Origin of the sequence: Paenibacillus rhizosphaerae (genome assembly GCF_014192015.1) — a bacterium.
Taxonomy (GTDB): domain Bacteria; phylum Bacillota; class Bacilli; order Paenibacillales; family Paenibacillaceae; genus Paenibacillus_AQ; species Paenibacillus_AQ rhizosphaerae.
Genome location: NZ_JACHXJ010000003.1, coordinates 82,217 through 101,235, shown reverse-complemented (window position 1 = coordinate 101,235; position 19,019 = coordinate 82,217). Strand labels below are relative to the sequence as shown.

Annotated in this window: 12 protein-coding genes; 10 read left to right on the top strand and 2 right to left on the bottom strand. The window is 53.7% G+C overall.

The window, feature by feature from the left end; genetic code table 11:
* Positions 1–10: 10 nt before the first annotated feature.
* Positions 11–802 carry a helix-turn-helix transcriptional regulator gene (locus FHS19_RS17050; protein ID WP_183583086.1) on the bottom strand — a complete coding sequence of 264 codons (792 nt, stop codon included), beginning with the start codon at positions 800–802 and terminating at the stop codon, positions 11–13.
* Positions 803–1,199: 397 nt separating this feature from the next.
* Between FHS19_RS17050 and FHS19_RS17045 the strand changes: the two genes are divergently transcribed.
* From FHS19_RS17045 to FHS19_RS17005, 9 genes are all read left to right on the top strand, one after another.
* Positions 1,200–2,831 carry an extracellular solute-binding protein gene (locus FHS19_RS17045; RefSeq protein WP_183583887.1) on the top strand — a complete coding sequence of 544 codons (1,632 nt, stop codon included), beginning with the start codon at positions 1,200–1,202 and terminating at the stop codon, positions 2,829–2,831.
* Between the two features lie 18 nt (positions 2,832–2,849).
* A complete protein-coding gene (locus FHS19_RS17040; protein ID WP_376771914.1) occupies positions 2,850–4,613 on the top strand; it encodes a sensor histidine kinase in 1,764 nt (587 codons plus the stop codon).
* Entirely contained in the window at positions 4,591–6,222 is a 1,632-nt protein-coding gene (locus tag FHS19_RS17035) for a response regulator transcription factor (RefSeq protein WP_183583085.1), read from the top strand. Before FHS19_RS17040 ends, FHS19_RS17035 begins: the two co-directional genes overlap by 23 nt.
* Before the next feature lie 128 nt (positions 6,223–6,350).
* The gene (locus FHS19_RS17030; RefSeq protein ID WP_183583084.1) at positions 6,351–7,784 is read left to right on the top strand and encodes a glycoside hydrolase family 43 protein; all 1,434 of its coding nucleotides are present in this window, start codon (positions 6,351–6,353) and stop codon (positions 7,782–7,784) included.
* Between the two features lie 223 nt (positions 7,785–8,007).
* Positions 8,008–8,739 (top strand): ABC transporter ATP-binding protein, encoded by a 732-nt coding sequence (locus FHS19_RS17025; protein ID WP_183583083.1) that lies wholly within the window; start codon positions 8,008–8,010, stop codon positions 8,737–8,739.
* Positions 8,702–9,760, top strand: a complete 1,059-nt coding sequence (locus tag FHS19_RS17020; RefSeq protein WP_246426668.1) for an efflux RND transporter periplasmic adaptor subunit — start codon at positions 8,702–8,704, stop codon at positions 9,758–9,760. Before FHS19_RS17025 ends, FHS19_RS17020 begins: the two co-directional genes overlap by 38 nt.
* A gap of 51 nt (positions 9,761–9,811) precedes the next feature.
* Complete coding sequence (locus FHS19_RS17015; RefSeq protein ID WP_183583081.1) at positions 9,812–12,685, top strand: ABC transporter permease; 2,874 nt, start codon at positions 9,812–9,814, stop codon at positions 12,683–12,685.
* A gap of 3 nt (positions 12,686–12,688) precedes the next feature.
* Positions 12,689–13,582, top strand: coding sequence for an ABC transporter ATP-binding protein (locus FHS19_RS17010; RefSeq protein ID WP_183583080.1), 894 nt, complete (start codon positions 12,689–12,691; stop codon positions 13,580–13,582).
* A gap of 136 nt (positions 13,583–13,718) precedes the next feature.
* Positions 13,719–16,454, top strand: coding sequence for an endo-1,4-beta-xylanase (locus tag FHS19_RS17005; protein WP_183583079.1), 2,736 nt, complete (start codon positions 13,719–13,721; stop codon positions 16,452–16,454).
* A gap of 111 nt (positions 16,455–16,565) precedes the next feature.
* On the opposite strand, the gene FHS19_RS17000 is transcribed toward FHS19_RS17005, so the two are convergent.
* Positions 16,566–17,336 (bottom strand): helix-turn-helix domain-containing protein, encoded by a 771-nt coding sequence (locus FHS19_RS17000; protein ID WP_183583078.1) that lies wholly within the window; start codon positions 17,334–17,336, stop codon positions 16,566–16,568.
* Between the two features lie 277 nt (positions 17,337–17,613).
* Between FHS19_RS17000 and FHS19_RS16995 the strand changes: the two genes are divergently transcribed.
* Entirely contained in the window at positions 17,614–19,008 is a 1,395-nt protein-coding gene (locus tag FHS19_RS16995; RefSeq protein ID WP_183583077.1) for an ABC transporter substrate-binding protein, read from the top strand.
* The last annotated feature ends 11 nt before the right edge of the window (positions 19,009–19,019 follow it).

The window sequence follows — 19,019 nt, the reverse complement described above, 5'->3', positions numbered from 1 at the left end:
AGGAGGACCTTCAGCCCCGCTTGCGCTTCCTGGCAGCAGATGGAGGATAGCCCTTCATTTCCTTGAACAGCTTGCTGAAATAGTAAATATCGTCAATCCCGCACATTTCCGCCGCGGTCTTCACGGTAAAGTCACCGGAAGACAGCATCATTTCGGCGTTGTTGATGCGAATGCGTTTGATATACTCCTTGATCGTCGTACCGGTATTCTGCTTAAATAACCTGCCCAAATAGACGGGGCTCAGATGCAGCCATTCCGCCAATTCAGCGATCGAGAGATTCTCCGAGTAATGCTCTGAAATATATTCGGTTAATTTCTTGATCCGCGGATCGATCGGCATGGGAGCTTTCCGGTAATCGTTGGTGAGCAGGCGGTGGAGGATCAGTTCGAACAAAGCGCGTGCTTGGATGTGGTAAAACGGCTGCTTGCTCATCCATACATGGCTGAATTCACGAATATACCCCAGAATCTCCTTGGTGATCACGTTCTTGGTGACGCCTTTAAACGGAAGATGAATATGATTATGCGGTTCGGCCCAAAAAAAGTTGAACGGATACGAATGCATGAGGGACTCTTTGAACGTATGGGCTTCCCTGATGCTTCCCCCGGGGACGTAGATCATGTCGCCTGCTTCCGCCGTGAATTTCTCTCCATTAATATAGTAATTCGCCATGCCTTCAACCACAAACGTTAGATCGTGGAAGCCGATTTTCGCTTTTTGGATCGTCCACTCGGGAAAGCATCTACGGTCGACGAACAGAAAGATATTCGGGACAAGATGAGGATGATGTTCAATATCCAAGTACACCGCCTCCTTTAAGCTAATCATAGATTTCGCTCCGGAATTTTCAAGAGAATATCATGATTATATGGTCTCATTTAAGAATGCAATCAAGAAGCTGCTGGCCGAGCAAGAAATGAAGTGGAATTGACTGACGCAAAGTCCTACATTTATCGGGGGTATTTCTTTAGTTTATGAATAGGAGGGATGATAAAAACGATTTAAAATAATAGAGAAAACGTTTGCGCTTACATTAAAAAAGTAAAAAACGGGTGAGCAAGTAAAAAGATGCGAGTTGTTTTGTAAGTACGCCATCAAGATAATAGTCTTGATACGCTTTAATCAATCTAATCGAAATGGGGTTGCCGCATTGCGTATTCCCAAATGGAGTGTGGTTGGTCTAATCCTGACGGTCACAATGCCCTTGTCCATGCTGGCGTCGTGCGAACGGGTCGGGGTGTCTGACGGCAAGGAGGTAACCGGGAAGACCGATGGTCAGTACATCTACACGGAACCCGGCCTGGAGAAGTATGATCCCCCGATTGAGCTCACTTTCGTGCGGGAGACGAGCGATGATCTGGACAACCTGATCAAAGCGTTCCCGGGAGAAACCCTAGGAGATAACCGATGGACCCGCTTGTATGAACAAGTTCTGGGCATCCAAATCAAATACGATTGGACGGCAAAAGGCACCCTCTATAATCAGAAGCTGGGCGTGGCGCTTGCCTCGGGAAACCTGCCTGATGTCGTGAGAGTCGATGCGGAGCAGCTGCGGCAGCTGAGCAATGCAGGCCTGATTCAGGATTTGACCGAAGCCTATGAAAAATATGCGGCGCCGTTTACGAAGGAGATTTTGAGCCAGGAGGGGACCGGGCCGTTCGAAGCGGCCACGGTGGATGGCAAATTGATGGGGATTCCCGAGACAAGCGCATCGATCGAGGGAGCACAATATATTTGGATCCGGACCGATTGGCTGAATCGCCTCGGCTTACAGCCGCCGCATACGATGAAAGACGTCCTGAACATTTCGAAAGCGTTTACAGAGAATGACCCCGACCGTAACGGAAAAAAAGATACGATGGGGCTCCCGGTGACCCAATATTTGTGGGATCCCGTGATGGGCTTGTCGGCATTTATGGCAGGTTACGACGCCTTCCCCAATATATGGATTCGCGATCCATCCGGCAAGCTCGTATTCGGAGCTGTTCAACCTGAAGTCAAGACCGCACTGAAGGTTCTTCAGGATATGTATCGGAACGGCCAAATCGACGAGGAATTTATGTTTAAAGACGGCATCAAGGTCAAAGAACAGCTTACCGCAGGTACATACGGCATGATGTACGGCGAACAGTGGGGATCTTTTGTCGTGCAGGGAAATCATGAGCAGGATCCGGATGCAAGGTGGCAGGCCTTTCCCATCGTATCGGCTACGGGCAAAGAGGCGAAAGTGCCTCTCCGCTTCGCTACCCATCAATTTCTTGCCGTCCGCAAGGGAGTCCCGCATCCAGAGGCCATTATCAAGTTGTTCAATCTGCATCTCGAAAAGAACTGGGGAGCGACGGCCGAGTATGAAACCTATTACAGCACCCCTTATCCGGCATGGCAGCTTTCTCCCGTTACTCCCTATCCTGCGCTGAAGAATCTGGACGCCTATTACCAAATTGAAGAGGCCCGGCGAACCGGTAACCCTTCTGTGCTGAAGGATGAGGCAAGGGCGATTCAAAAAAACATCGAGGCTTATCTGACCCGACACGATCCGTCCGGCTGGGGCTGGGAGCGAACCTATGGCCCGTCGGGAGCATTTTCCATCCTTGACCGGTATAAAAGGAACAATCAGTTATTGTATGAGAGCTTTGTGGGGGCGCCAACCGATACGATGATCGAAAAACAATCGATTCTCGACTCCCTGACATTGGATACGTTCACCAACATTATACTTGGGCATCCCATCGAAGAATTTGACCGTTTCGTCGAGGAGTGGCATCGTCTGGGCGGTGACAAAATGACGGCCGAAGTCAATGAATGGTATTCGGACAAACAGAAAGATTAGTGCATCGGAGGCGTTGATTTGATTAGGATTCCTGTGAATTCATTGCGTCATACCATTCTGGCCAGGCTCGTTCTGATGTATCTGGTGGTGATCCTCCCGATTATTCTGCTCGGCGTGTACCTGTACAATTGGAGCTATACAAACGCAAGTGAAGAGATATCAAGAAATTCGCTGGCGCAGTTGTCGTCCTATCTCGATGGACTGAACCGGGAGATCGAATGGCTTGAAATTCAGCAGTTCGATATTTTGCAGGAAAGTGAGCTCCATAAAATCGCCGTCACGTGGGAGATGATGGACAGCGCCGAGAAAAGGTCCAGCGTGAATTATTTGCTCCACCGTCTCACTTCCATAAAAAACAGCAGCCCGTATATTAAAGATATTTATGTCCATATCCTTTCGATCGGCAAAACGATTTCGGCCAGCAACGCCGTCCGTACGCTGGACCGGCAAAGATATGATGAAATACGCTCCATCGGAGAACGGAGCGGCGCCCGGCTGATGCGGCAGGGGGACTCGCTTCAGCTTACCGCCTCGAAGTTTGGCGGGAAAAATGCGGATGACCCGCTGTATCTCGTTCAAATCGAATTGGATAATGACAAGCTGAAGGACTCATTGAAACCGCTTGGCGTATATCCAGGCAGCGGCTCGATTCTGATTGCGGAGAGAGCTGGATTCACATTGTCCAGCACCGGCACGCCGCCGGGACTGCTGGATGATTTTATAAAAACGAATAAGGGCTTGAACGACAGTACGGTACTGCTCGACATCGGGAAAATGGAGTACCATTTCAATATCGCCAATTCCGACAAGCTGGGTCTCTCCATCGTTTCATACTTACCGGAGGGTACGGTCAAGAGACCGCTGATCAAATTTAATCTATGGGCATGGGTATTTGCGGTAACATCGGTTTTCGCCATCATCGTTTATGCCTTGTCCACTTACCGTTACGTTCACCGTCCGCTGCTCTCACTCGTCCAAAGCTTTCGAAGGATGGAGGACGGGACCCTCGATATTCCGATCCAGCATGAGCAAAAGGATGAATTCGGCTATCTGTATGACCGGTTTAATCAGATGCTTGTCAAGCTGCAGACCTTGATCGATCAAGATTTCAAACAGAAATTGATGATGCAGAAGGCGGAATTGAAGCAGCTGCAGTCGCAAATCAAACCGCATTTCCTGTATAACAGCTTCTTTATCCTGAACTCGCTGGCAAAGACGGGCGATACGGACCGGATCGAGCTGTTCACGATCATGCTCGGCGAGTATTACCGGTTCATCGCCCGCAATGGCGAAGACCATGTCACGCTGTCGGAAGAAATCAAGCATGCCAGAATGTATACGGAAATCCAGCAGCTCCGCTTTTCCAGGCGTATCCGTGTCCAGTTCGACGAATTGCCGGCGGACATGCAGCGTACCAAGGTGCCGAGACTGATCGTCCAACCGTTGATCGAAAATGCCTATGAGCACAGCCTGGAGAGCATGCCGAACGAAGGATTTCTCCGCGTCACGTTTGAGCATACCGGCCCCGAATGTCTCATCAAGGTGGAAGATAATGGGGTCAGTATCGACGATGCCGGGCTCGAAGCCCTCCAGCATCGGGTATCAAGCCCAGCCGAATCCCACGAAATGACCGGGATGATCAACATCCATCGGCGGATTCTGCTTACTTACGGAGAAGGCAGCGGACTATTTTTGTCCAGAAGCAGCCTGGGCGGACTTCAGGCCGCCATTCGAATCAAGATCAGGGAGGAGAACGGGGATGTACAGACTGCTGATCGTTGACGATGAAGATATCATTACGGACGGATTATATGAAGTGTTTAACCGCTATCAGCCGGAGCGGCTCGATGTGTGCAAAGCCTACTCCGCCAAGGAAGCGCTGGATTGGATGTCGCGCACGAGAATCGACATCGTCTTGACGGATATTGCCATGCCCGGGATGAACGGACTGGAGTTATCCGAGGAAATCCAGAAGTACTGGCCCAGATGCAAGGTCGTTTTCTTGACCGGGCACAGCGAATTCGAATATGCGTACCGTGCCATTCAAATGACGAATGTCCGTTATGTGCTGAAGACGGAAGGGTACGCCAAGGTGACCGACACCGTTCAGGACGTATTGGACGAAATAGAACGCGCACATCTCGACAGCTTGCTGCTGGAACAGTCCCGCGAACAGCTGCTTGCGTTCCAGTTCATGGCGCAGGGGGACTATATGAGGCACCTTCTTCAGAACAGCCGTGTATTGGGCGAGGATACAGACATGCTGGTCCGCGAATTCAGCAAGCTGGACATCGCCCTCGATCCCGCCCAGCCCGTCGTACTGGTCCTTGGCCGCATTTCGTACCCGGAGGACAGGACGTATACCGAAAGATGCGAAATTCTGTCGTCGGTCAGAAGGATATGGGACACTTATTTTTCGGTCAGGGTCCGGAGTATGGGGATCACCGACAAGTATGGCGACGCCTGTTGGTTTCTTCAACCGTCTGAACAGGCCGAAAACGGGACAGACAGCCATTTCATCCGGTTCGTGGAAGGGACGCTGGAGCTGGTTCAGGAATCCTGCTTCGGTTCTCTTGGATTGACCATCGGGTTGGCGCTGAGCAGCGCAGCATGCAGGTGGGGAAGCTTGACGCGGCAGTATGAAAGGTTGCGGGAGCTGCAGCAGTTAAGGCTCGGCAGCGGGGGGGCCATCATTGTACGTGACGGCTTCGAGCCGCTGGATGGATTCGACTGCAAAGCTAGCTTTGCGGACAGGCAGACCGCGGAGGTGCTGACGGCTTATCTTGAATCGGGGAGACACGATGAGTTTCTCCAAGCGCTTGAAGAGGCAGCGGCCAGCGTGCTGCAGATGAACGGAAAGGTTCAGTTAGCGATCGAGACCTATTATACGATTGCGCTGATGCTGCATTCCTGCATAGGCCGTATGGGGATGCACGGACAGATCGACGATACCGGGAAATTGATGCGGCTGAACGATCATCCCTCGATGGAGAAGGCCTTCGGTTACTTGAAGCGCGTAGCGGAATCCATCTTTCTAAGCAAACAAACACAGGAGAGGGACCGCGCCTCGCTGATTGTCGACCGAATCTGCGAGTACATCGAAGAGCACCTGAGTGAGGATTTGTCTTTGGTGCGCCTAGCGGAAATTCATTATTTCAATCCCTCGTATTTGTCCCGGTTCTTCAAACAGGAGAAGGGAATCAACTTATCCGATTTTATCGACAAATGCCGGGTGAAAAAAGCCAAGGAGATGCTGCGGGACAACGATTTGAAAGTGCGAGAGGTGGCGTTATCTGTCGGTTACGAGGCGGCGCATTCGTTCACCCGTTTTTTCAAAAAAGCAGCGGGGCTCACACCGCAGGAATACCGGGATACGCTTTCTTTAAATTGAAGTCTGAAAGCTAGAGTTTGGCGGGTGATCTGGACGGATCGGACAGGTTGTTCCCGCTGCACGCAAGCCTTACTCTTTTTAAGAGAGTTTGGTTTAGACAAAAATGCTGATTAGGAGTTGACACAAAAATGAATGAAATCGTTCATGCACCGATCGGCAAGCTGCCGCGAAACGGAAATCCGCTTGTCGCCCATAAATTTGGAGCTGACCCCTATGCGCTGGTGTTCGATGGGCGCGTATACCTCTACAATACAGACGATGTATTGGAGTATGACGAACAAGGAGCGGTCAAGGACAACAGCTACAGCACGATAAACCGCATATCGGTGATTTCCTCGGATGATCTGGCCAACTGGACGGACCATGGCGCCATTCAAGTTGCAGGTCCGGAAGGAGCGGCCAAGTGGGCGACGCAATCCTGGGCTCCCGCGGCGGCTCACAAAAGAATAGACGGCAAAGACTGTTTCTTCTTGTACTTTGCCAACAACGCCAGCGGCATCGGCGTACTGACAAGCGACAGTCCGATCGGCCCGTGGATCGATCCGATCGGCAGGCCGCTTATCGCGAGAGACACGCCGGGTGTCCAAGGCATCGTATGGCTCTTTGACCCGGCCGTGCTGGTAGACGAAGACGGTAAGGGCTATATTTACTTTGGCGGGGGTGTGCCGGAAGGCCAGGATGAGAATCCGGGGACCGCCCGGATGATGCGGTTGGGTGATGATATGATCAGCGTAATCGGCGAAGCCGAGCCGATTCCGGCTCCGTTTATGTTCGAGGATGCCGGCATTCATAAGGTAGGCGGCCAATATTACTATTCGTATTGCTCCAACTTCTACAATGGTGTTCGGCCGGAGGGAAGTCCTCCGGCAGGGGAAATTGCCTACATGACCAGCACCGGCCCCATGGGGCCATGGACGTACCAAGGATCGATTCTTAGAAATCCCGGCCATTTTTTCGGTGTCAGCGGCAACAACCACCACGCCATTTTCCAATTTCATGATGATTGGTATATCGCTTATCACGCGCAGACTTTGTCGAAGGCCATGGGCGTGGTGAAGGGGTACCGGTCGACCCACCTCAATCGGGTGTTCATGGACGAGGAAGGTACGATTCAAACCATTAACGCGGACATGGACGGTGTTAAGCAGATCAAGCCGCTGAATCCATATGACCGCGTTGGAGCGGAGACGATCGCTTGGTGCGCAGGCGTGAATGTCCGTAAGCTTCAGACAGATGGACTGGAACAGGCTGAAGCGTTAATGGTTTTAACGGACATTCATCATGGCGACTGGACCGCCGTGTCCGGCGTTGATTTCGGCGCCGGGGCCTCAGCGTTTTCGGCGTCCGTATCGTGTGCGAATGACGGGGGAATCATCGAGCTCCGCCTGGACAGCCCTGAAGGCAGAATGATCGGTACGCTTCATGTGTCTTCGACCGGCGGACTGTGGAGCGAAATGGTGACACCTGTCAGCGGTGCCGAAGGCGTGCATGATTTGTTCCTGATCTTTAAAGGGAAGCCGGATATCGAGCTGTTCCAGATCGATGATTGGCAATTTCGATAATGTGCCGGTGACGAATATCTGAAAGCAAGGTCATTAAAGCATGCCGTCCATTCCAACGGGCGGCATGCTTTTTTTGCAAATACACTGCAGCAGCACTTGCAGCTTGCATAAATCTACATTTTCTCAGGTAAACGAACGGGAACTGGCGGGTACCTCCCTCCGAATGGAAGCGCTAAAATAGGTTGGTGAAGCGGAATCGGGTCAGAACAAAGGGGCGGGTGCAATGACCAGTAAGGAAACGGAGATGAAGGATACGGGCGGCGGACCGATTCTGCGGGCAAGCGGGATCAAACGGATTTTTGGCAGAGGGAATACAGCCGTTACCGCTTTGGAGAATATCCATTTGAACATTCCGCCTGGAACCATTGTGGCTCTGCGGGGGCGCTCGGGTTCCGGAAAGACGACGCTGTTGAATATCCTCAGCGCATTAGACGATCCCACGGAGGGACAGGTGTATTTCAAAGGGAGGGAAATCACCCGGTTATCCGGCTCCGAACGCAGCCAGATCCGGCGCAAGGAGATCGGTCTCGTGTTCCAGTCGTATGGTTTGATTCCGCTGATGTCCGCTTATGAGAATGTTGAATTTGGGCTGCGTATCGCCGGACTGAAGGGTAACCGGGACACAGTGGAGCATGCGCTTGACCGGGTCGGCATGCGGGAGCGGATGAAGCACCGGCCGACCGAATTGTCGGGTGGCGAGCAGCAGCGTGTAGCCATTGCCCGCGCCATCGTACACCAGCCTGAGCTATTGATAGCGGATGAGCCGACCGCCGAGCTGGACAGCAGGATGGGACTGCAGGTTGTCCGCATTTTTCGCGAGCTGGTGAAAGAATCGGGGATGACGGTCGTCCTTACGACGCATGACCCCGGGATGATGGAGCTTGTCGATCACGTTATCGCATTGGAGGATGGAAATATTGTATCGCAGACAACGAACGAATCTCCCCTTATCTAAAATAGACCGGCGCCTGCTGCGGATCGCCGCGCTGCTGACGGCGCTGATGCTGCTCGCGGGCTGTTCGCTCCTTCCGGTCGAACCGGAAACACTGCAGCCGCCCTTGGTCGAGCCGGCCAAAGAACAGTTTAACCTCGTGCAGGCCAGCCGCGGGAAGATTCAGACCTTCCTGAAGGGAACGGCTTATTTCGTATCGGCCCAGTCCGAAGCGCTTTCCTTCAAGGACATGGGCGGAAGGGTGAAATCGATTCAGGTGACGGTGGGCCAGGAAGTGAAGGCGGGCGATCTGCTGGCCGAGCTGGAGACGGGCGACCTGGATTTTCAGGTTCGCCTGCAGCAGCTGAATGTAGAGCGCGCACAGCTGCTGTACAACCAGGCACGCGATGCCGGAGGTGGCGCCGTCGATCTCCGGCTCAAGGAAATCGACCTGGAGCGCGAGCGGATGTCGCTGCAGGAGATGAAGGCCAAGCTTGGCCAATCGCGTTTGTACGCTCCCGTCTCGGGAACGGTGACGTTCGTCGAGAAACTGAATGCGGGAGACAACGTGAATGCTTATCAAGCGATCGTCACCGTCTCCGACCCGTCCAAAGTGCAGCTGACCTATGTTGCGGCGGACAGTAAGGATCTGAATCCGGTCAAAGCCGGAATGCCTGTCAGCCTCAAATATAAAGGCAAGGACTATAAGGGCAAGGTTCTTCAGGCCCCTTCGGATTTGCCGGCTGCCGCCGACAGTTCGAAGGCTGAGAAGAACGGGGTAACGATTTTCATGAGCATGGACAACGCCCCGGGAGATGTCAAGGTCGGCGACAGCGCCGAGCTGACAATCGAGCTTCAGAAGCGGGATAACGCCATCATTGTGCCCCGCTCCGCAATCCGCTCCTATATGGGACGTTCCTATGTTCAAATCGCCGAAGGTGAACGCCGTAAAGAGGTTGATATCGAAATCGGATTGACGACGCCGACGGAAGTCGAGATCGTCAAAGGCCTTGAGGAAGGCCAAAAGGTCATCCTGAACAATTAACCGAAGAGCTATAGCCCGGGCCGACCGGGCATCAGGGATGGGGTGTATGTATTGGCTTTGTGGACGATGATCCTGCGCAAGATGGCCAACAACAAGTGGCTGCAGCTGAATTTGTGGATTGGCCTTACCGTTTGCGTGGCCCTGTTCAGCTCCATGCCGCTGTACTCGCAAGCCATCCTGCAGCGGACGTTACAGAAGGAGCTGCAGTCCGTGCAGACCGGGGGCGGCGTGTATCCGGGCTTTCTCCGAATAAGCACCACGGTCTCGGCACCATCCATGGACGCAAAGACGACGGAAGCCGTCGAAAGCGCCGACCGGTTCGTGAAGACGATTCCGGAGCGGATGGGGCTGGAGGCGCTGTCGTTCTATCAACAGCGGTTCACGCAGAAGATGAAGGTATACGGCGCAGACGCTTCGGCCCAAGAGAAGCAATCGCAAAAGACGTTAGGAAGCTTTATGTCGCTGTCGGAACTGGAGAAGCGGGTCCGGCTGATCGAGGGACGGATGCCGGCGGATCGTTCGGACGGTATCATCGAGGCTCTGGTCACGCAGAAGTTTCAGCTGGCGACCAAGCGGAAGCTTGGCGAAGAGCTGACCGTAGAACCGCAGGATGGCGGGAGTATACGATTTCGGGTCATTCCGGTCGGCATCGTAGAGACGAATCCGGATGCGGACCGGTATTTGCCGTTTCTGACCACGGAGAACGAGGACGGGTTCCTGATCCCATTCCAGCAGTTCGAGCGCGAATTTACGAAGGGCGGCAAAGCGAGGGTTTCCAGCATGGAATGGCGGCTCGCGCTTAATTACGAACAGCTGACGCTAGGCAAAGTTGAAGCATTCACCCAGGCGGACCGGGACGTCCGGCGTTATTTCAAGGGAAGGCTTGGAGTAGCCGAGATCAAAATTCCGGCGAGCCCGACTATCGCATCGTACTTGGGCAAACAGGAAAAGCTCGATACCGTGACGCTTTCGCTGTATACCCCTGTCATGCTGATGCTGGCATTCTATTTATTTATGACCGCCAATCTGATCATTGACCGGCAAAAAACAGAAATCTCCGTGCTCCGCAGCCGGGGAGCGAGCCGTCTGCAGATCATGTCTGCCTACCTGCTGGAGAGCCTGCTGCTCGGCCTGACCGCACTGGCCGCCGGACCGTTTCTCGGCGTATGGTTTACGAAGCTGCTTGGCGCTTCCAATGGGTTTCTGGAGTTCGTGCAGCGCTCCGCGCTGAAGGTCAGCATGACGAGCAGCGCCTATCAAGTGGCTGCGGCCGCCGTGGCAGGGTCGATCATTCTGATCCTGATTCCGGCCTTTCTTGCAACGAGGGCCAGCATCGTAAGCCATAAGCAGCAAACGGCGCGCCTGACCCGGCTGTCGATCTGGCATAGGACAGGTCTGGATCTCGTTCTCGTCAGCCTGGCGGCTTACCTGCTGTACAATTTCAACCAGCGTCAGGAGGATTTACGGAGGCTTGCGCTGGGATCTTCCGACCTGCAGGTCGATCCTTTGCTGTTCCTGACGCCGGCTCTTTTTGCGCTTGGAGGCGGCCTGCTGGTTCTGCGGGTATACCCTTGGTTCGTCCGGCTCGTTTATTGGCTGGGCCGAAACGGATGGCCGCCGGCACTGTATCATACGCTTATTCAGATCAGCCGCTCGTCCGGGCAGTATTTGACCATTCAGGTGTTCCTGGTCATGACGGTGGCGACAGGTCTGTTCAGCGCGAATGCGGCCAGGACGATCAACGACAATATGGACAGCAAGGTTCGGTATGCCGTCGGCACAGACATCGCACTGACGACGAGGTGGGAAAGCGATGCGCCTCCGCCCGTATCCCCAGGGGCGGGAGGACAGCCTCAGTCCGAACCGGCAACGGTAACAGTGCAGAAACGGGTTCAGTATACGGAGCCGCCCTTCGAGCCATTTAAGGAGCTGGACGGCGTGCAAGCGGCAGCTAGGGTGTTCAAGAAGCCGGAGGCCAGGTTCAGTGCCGGCGGCAATGACAAGTCCGGCAAAACGGCTCTCTTTGGCATCGATACAAAGGATTTCGGCAATATCGCTTGGATGAAGGAGGGGCTGCTGCAGCATCCGATCAACAGCTACTTGAATCTGATCGCCCCGAATCCGGAGGCCGTCCTCATCTCGCGCTCACTCGCGGAGGATGCCAAGCTGAAGCCCGGCGATCCGATTCGGGTGTACTGGGACAGTCTGGACGGGGCGATGTTCACGGTATACGGCATCATCGATTATTGGCCCAGCTGGAATCCGCTGCCGTCCGATCAAGGAGGCGGAAAGCCCGAGCAGCCGCATCTCGTTGTCGGACACCTGGGCACGATTCAGAACAGGCTGGCAGTCGAGCCGTACGAAGTATGGCTGAAGCTGGCGGACGGCGCGAGCAGCGAACAAATCTACGGGCAGCTGCAGGAGAAGAAGCTGCAGGTGACGAGCCTGCGGGACGCGACACAGGAGCTGGTCCATTCCAGGAACGATCCGTTCCGTTTGGCGATGAACGGTGTGATGACGCTCGGTTTTGCCATCTCGATGCTGGTCAGCTTCATCGGTTTTCTGCTGTTCTGGGTGCTGACCTTATCCGGCAGGACGCTTCAATACGGGGTTCTGCGGGCCATGGGCATCTCTTTTCCGCAAATGATCGGCATGCTCGTCAGCGAACAGCTGCTCACGTCGGGGGCCGCGGTCCTCATCGGCGTGTTCATCGGCAACTTGACGAGTATGAAATTCGTGCCGCTGTTTGAAATGTCGTTTGCATCGAAAGAACAAGTCCCTCCATTCACAATTACATATCAGCTCAGCGATTATTTGCAGCTGTACGGCATTATCGGGTTCACGCTGGCGACCGGGCTGCTCATTCTGGGGTACCGGCTGACACGAATCCGCATCGCACAGGCGCTGAAGCTTGGGGAGGAGTAGCTCATGATTCAATGTGAAGGGCTCGTCAAAATCTATAAAACGGCGGATTTGGAAGTCGTCGCCCTCCAGGGGCTGGACCTTCAGGTGGAGAACGGTGAATTCATGGCGATCATCGGCAATTCCGGCAGCGGTAAATCGACGCTGCTCAACATGCTGGGCGGCCTCGACAAGCCATCGGCCGGCAAGCTGTTCGTAGACGGGAAGGACCTGCTCGCGTTCAGCGAGGGCGACCTCGTGAAATATAAGCGGGAATCGGTCGGGTTCGTCTGGCAAAATAACGCACGCAACCTGATTCCCTATTTGACCGCAATCGAAAATGTAGAGCTGCCGATTCTTCTGCGGGGCCGAAGACGCCGGGCACGCGCGTTCGAGCTCCTGGAGGCGGTCGGTCTGAGCCACAGGGTGAAGAACAAGCTCAGCGAATTGTCCGGCGGTGAGCAGCAGCGGGTGGCCATCGCCATCGCGCTGGCGAACGAGCCGCGGCTGCTGCTGGCCGATGAGCCGACGGGATCGCTCGATACGGGCACGTCGAATCAGGTTCTCGATTTGTTCCGGACATTGAATCGGGCGATCGGTATTACGATTGTGATTGTGACCCATGATCCGGAGCTGGCCCGCAAGGTGGACCGGGTTGTTCAGATCCGTGACGGCAAGACGTCCGCTGAGATGATCCGCAGGATCTCTTATTCCGACGTGTTGACGCAAATGGACGCCGACACCGCCCGACGGGAAGCCGAGAGCCATATAGAGTATGCGGTGCTCGACAAGGCCGGCCGGCTGCAAATTCCTGCCGGTTATCTGGACACGGGGAGCTTCAAGGACAGCAACAAAGTTCGCGTCGAGCTTGAAGAGGGGCGTATCGTTCTGTACCCGGCGAACGAAAGGCAAACGGTCTGAACCCGGATGACCCTCGGGTCTAGTCCGTTAATAAAAGGCACATCCACAACTAGATGTACAGCGATCCATTACATGGCCATGGAACGCCGTCTAGAGGCGTTTTAATGGAATAGATGACATAAGGAGAGGTGGATTCATGAAGAAGCACCGAATCAAACGTTCCATACTGCTGCTGCTCGCGCTTGTTCTCGTACTGGCACCTTCATCGTTCGGCACACGCCCGAACCTGGCCAGTGCAGAGCAGGAATCGCCCGGCCCGCTTTCTGAAGGCCGCATGGGAACAGCCGAGACGAGTGATGCGGCAGACAGCGTCCCGGTAAGCATCTCCAAAGATTTCGAGGATGGGACGCTCCAAGGCTGGTACGGGCGCGGCGGCAGTGAAGTCTTGACGGTTTCCCCTGCGGCTGCCCATACGGGATCTTACGGTATGCAGGTCACCGGAAGAACCCAGGGCTGGAACGGCCCGCAGCTCGATGTGACGCCAATCATGGAAACAGGAAAGACATACCATTTATCGGCTTGGATCAAGCTGCCTGCCGGAACGCCAAGCTCGCCGGTATCAATCGTGGTCCAGCGCACGACGGACGGTGCCAATGCTTATGAGCTCGTCAAGTCGGTTCAGGCGGGTGACAGCGGATGGGTCAAGCTCAGCGGAGAGTATACCTTACAGCACCCGATTGAAAGCTTGGCCGTTTATATCGAATCCTTCGATGATCCGACACTTGATTTTTACGTGGACGATGTCTTAATTGAGCGTGCTCCGGATCCGGTTCCGATCGAGATTCAGAAGGACATTCCGAGCCTGAAGGACGTGTTTGCCGGCCAATTCAAGCTGGGAACGGCCCTGCTGGTCAATGAAATCGAGAATCCGAACAGCCCTGATGCAGAGCTCGTCCGGAAGCATTTCAACAGTCTGACGGCCGGCAACGAGCTGAAGTGGGATGCCACGGAGCCCACGGAGGGTCAATTCAATTTTACGGCAGCCGATAAAATCGTGAACTTCGCCCTGGATAATGGCATAGCCATGCGAGGGCACACATTAATCTGGCATTCCCAGACGCCGAAATGGGTGTTCTACGATAGCAGCGGCAACCTGGCCAGCAAGGAGCTTCTATTCGCGCGGATGAAAAAGCATATCGATTCCGTCGTCGGCCGGTATAAGGGAAAGATCTACGCCTGGGACGTCGTTAACGAGGTCATTGAGCCCGGCGACCAGAAGCCAGGCGGCCTTCGTAACAGCTTATGGTATCAAATTGCAGGCGAGGAATTCATTGAAAAGGCGTTCATTTATGCACATGCGGCCGATCCGGACGCCAAGCTGTTTATCAACGATTACAACACGAATGATCCCGTGAAACGGCAGTTTCTGCATGATCTGATTAAGCGTTTGAAGGACAAAGGAATTCCGGTTGACGGAGTCGGCCACCAGACGCATATCGGGATCGAATACCCCCGGGTGCAGGAGCTCGATGATATGATTCAAGCGTTCCGGGATCTTGACATCGATCAGCAGATCACCGAACTGGACATGAGCATCTATACGAATGATATGGACGCCTATGAGACGTTTCCAACCGAACTGCAAATCAAGCAGGCCAACCGCTATAGAGAGATCTTCGACGTGTTCAGGAAGCATTCGGATCAGCTCAGTGCAGTGATATTCTGGGGCAAGGACGATCTGAACACCTGGCTGCGCACGTTCCCGGTCGTTCGCAACAATTGGCCGCTGCTGTTTGACGAACGGCTGCAAGCCAAATACGCTTACTGGGCCCTCGTCGACCCGGCGAAGGTTCCGGTTGAAACGAAGCGCACGAAAGCCTTGGAGGCCGGTGTAAAGATTGACGGCCAGGCGGAAGCGGGATGGAATGTGGCGCAGTCCGTACCGATCCAGACAGGCGGTAAGGCGGCAGCGACTTATAAGACGTTATGGGATGCGGGACATCTGTACGTGTGGGTCGATGTCGAAGATTCCACAGTCAACGGCAATGATTCCGTCGAGGTGTACATGGACGGCAACAACGGCAAAACGAATGCTTATGAGGCGGACGACAAAAAGTTTACGTTTCGGCGCAGCGGCGCGAATCCGCATAAACCGGCCGAGTATAAGGCGGTAAAAACGGAAAAGGGATACCAGATCGAAGCTTCGATCCCCATCGACGGTGCGCACACCGGAAAGGAAATCGGCTTTGACGTCCGCATTCGAGACCGGTCCGGTTCAGCGGAAGAGCTGGCATCCTGGAACGATATTCATCACAGACAGGACACCGATACGTCCGGGTATGGCGTGTTGACGATGGCAGAAGGTCCGCGAACAGCCAAGGCTGTAAAAGGAACGGCGGCCATCGACGGAGACATCGATGAAATATGGAACAAGGCCGAGCAGATCGTAACCGACCGCTGGGTCAGCGGATCCTCGGGTTCAACGGCCAAGGTCCGGATGCTCTGGGACGATCACCGTCTGTACGTGCTGGCCGAGGTGACCGACTCTTTGGTGACCAAGCGGAGCGCCAATGCGTGGGAGCAGGATTCGGTCGAAATCTTCATCGATCAGAACAATGAACGAACCGGTTCGTATGACGGTGACGACGGGCAGTACCGTGTGAACTTCGATAACGAACCGTCGGTCAACCCGGGATCGCTCGGCGCAAATTTGGCATCTGCCGCGAAGCGGACCCCGACCGGCTACATCATCGAAGCCGCGGTCGATTGGGTCGGAGCACCGCCGAAGGCGGGCAGTCTCATCGGGTTTGACGTACAGGTCAATAATGACGAGAATGACGACGGGCTACGCGACAGCGTGGCGATCTGGAATGATACGTCGGACAGAACCTGGCAGAACCTGTCTAACATCGGATTGTTAACATTGGAATAACCCCAGAGCGAGAACGAATAAGGCCGCTCCCGGTTGGACAACCGGGAAGCGGCCTTTGGTTTTAGGGATGAGGTGATCAGGCTTCATAGAATCCACTTGGACAGGTTTTTTTCACGCTGTAATGATCAGAGTCTTTCTATACTTGTTAGCGCTTACACCAGTATACGTCTTGAACTTTTTGTAGAACCAGTCCATCTCGGTATAACCGACCTCGTTAGCGATTTCATACACCTTCATATCGGTATTCTCCAGCAGGAATTTCGCCTTCTCCATGCGCTGCTGAAGCAGATACTCCTTGAAGGTCATCTTCTCTTCAACCTTGAATTTCTGGCCGAGGTAAGAATAGTTGAAGTGAAAAATATGAGAGATTTCCTTCAGCGTGATGTTCTGATGCAGCGCCTCCTCCACATACGCCTTTACCTTGTCGATGATGCCGGCCGAAGAGACGGCGGCGGAAGCTTGCTGAACGGCTCCTGCCCATGGGACCGATTGATGTCCGGACAATGGTGCTTCGTCCATCTCCCGCTTCACGTTATCGAGGCTTGCCGCGAATTCCTCGGGCGATACGGGGTCGGGCAGATAGTCGCTCACCTGATAATATAACGCCTTCCGGGCAAGCTGAAATTCATTGCGCCCGCCGATCAGAACGATCGGGACACGGCTTTTTTCCCGAATGCGGCCGCAGAGCTGAAGTCCCTCTTCCTCCGAGGCTCTCATGCTGATCAATACCAGCTGATGATCCTGGGCGGAGAGCATTGACATCGCCTCGGCAGCAGCAGCGGCATGGCACTCCAATTCAAATTCCGCTTGGTGTCTGTCCAGCATACGTTTCATCCATTCTTTCGCATGATGATTGGGATCAACAAGCAGCACCTTATACACGATATTCCCCCCTGTTTCTTTTTCATTAAAACGTTGGCTCCGGTGAAGATGCTTATCTCTCATTATGAAAAAGAACCCGATACGCAAACAATGTGCTTTTCTTTATATTGCTAGCCATTGTTTACTTATTGGCTATTTGTAATGTAAGGGGTTACAGGCAATCTATATTTTGACGGGTAGAATACCTAATTTACCACAGGTTGTTGCCTTTTCGATGTAAGCGCTACACTTTGAATGTAATTGGGATGCAAATCACTTTAACGGGGGGATTAGAGGAATGCGTATTGGAAAAATGATGCTTCTGCTCTGCACACTGTTACTTGTGCTTTCGGCATGCAGCAGCGGCGGGTCCAAAAGCGGGTCAAGCACCACCGGGTCAAGCGCCGGTACGGCGGAGACGAGCACCGAGACCGCGGCAACCACCACGGAAGATAAAGGTACGGAGAAGGATGCAGAGCAAACGTACAAGACGCCTGACATGGATTTCGACATGGGCGGCAGAACGATCAAGGTCGTATCGTGGTGGGATATGACGATCCCGGAGGATAACCCGGATAACATCCAGCGCAAAAAGAATCTGGAGGAGCTGGAGAAGAAGCATAACTTCAAAATAGAATACGTCGCGATCGATTACGGCGAATACCAGCAAAAAGTAACGGCTTCCCTGCTGGCCGGCGAGCCGCTCGGGGATATCGTCAGACTGGGCAAAACATACACGATTCCAGCACTTGTGAAACAGGATCTGCTGTGGCCCGTCGATGAGTATACGAAGAATCCGGTAGCCTTTAATCAGAGTGTGACCAATCAATACATGCAATATAACGGAAGGGGTTACGGTTTCTCGGAAGGGCAGGGCAACAATGTCATGGGTATTTTTTACAACCGGACGCTCATGAGCAAGCTTGGCTTGAAGTCGCTTCAAGACTATGTCAATGAAGACAGCTGGAATTGGGATACGTTTTTGCAAGTGGCCAAAGAAGCCAACAAGGATACGAACAATGACGGCAAGCTTGATTCCTGGGGGCTCGCTAACCCGGCGCCGCTCGAATTTGCGCTCGCTTCCAACGAAACGAGTTTGACAAAGGATAACAAGCAAAACCTGGAAGACCCCAAAACGACCGAAGCGCTTAATTTTATTTCCAAGATCGCAACCGAAAAAGTGGCCAGACCAACCGAAGGCGGCGACTGGACGGAGCCGGGCCAATTTTTCCGCCAAGGCAACACGTTGATGTACACGGGAGCGCTCTATGAACTTAGCGGTTTCAAGAAGGATATGCCTGATGCGGATATCGGATTCGTGCCATTCCCTAAAGGGCCTAGTGCAAGCACGTACCACTCATACGAAGGCCTCTATCAATCCTTGTTCATCCCTAAGGCTGTAAAGGATCCGGATAAGCTGCTCTATATTTGGGAGAAAATCAACGATGTCGATTCGATGTATGACTATCCGGACCAGGCCTACTATGAAACCTCGTTCACGGACGAAAACGACATTAACAATGCGAAGGAAGTCGCCGCAAATTTGATTGTCCTTGACCACTTCACATTCCCGAACCTGAAGTTCTACGATTTCCTCGGCGAAATTACCAGCGGAACCTCGGTGTCTACTGTGGTAGAAAAGTACAAAGCGCCTTTCCAGGCAGCCATTGATGAGGTATACGGATCGAAATAATTTCACATGTA

Bases quoted from the DNA above. Each gene is read 5' to 3' on its own strand.
- FHS19_RS17045 (WP_183583887.1), top strand. From the start codon at position 1,200: ATGCCCTTGTCCATGCTGGCGTCGTGCGAACGGGTCGGGGTGTCTGAC.
- FHS19_RS17035 (WP_183583085.1), top strand. From the start codon at position 4,591: ATGTACAGACTGCTGATCGTTGACGATGAAGATATCATTACGGACGGA.
- FHS19_RS17030 (WP_183583084.1), top strand. From the start codon at position 6,351: ATGAATGAAATCGTTCATGCACCGATCGGCAAGCTGCCGCGAAACGGA.
- FHS19_RS17025 (WP_183583083.1), top strand. From the start codon at position 8,008: ATGACCAGTAAGGAAACGGAGATGAAGGATACGGGCGGCGGACCGATT.
- FHS19_RS17010 (WP_183583080.1), top strand. From the start codon at position 12,689: ATGATTCAATGTGAAGGGCTCGTCAAAATCTATAAAACGGCGGATTTG.
- FHS19_RS17005 (WP_183583079.1), top strand. From the start codon at position 13,719: ATGAAGAAGCACCGAATCAAACGTTCCATACTGCTGCTGCTCGCGCTT.
- FHS19_RS16995 (WP_183583077.1), top strand. From the start codon at position 17,614: ATGCGTATTGGAAAAATGATGCTTCTGCTCTGCACACTGTTACTTGTG.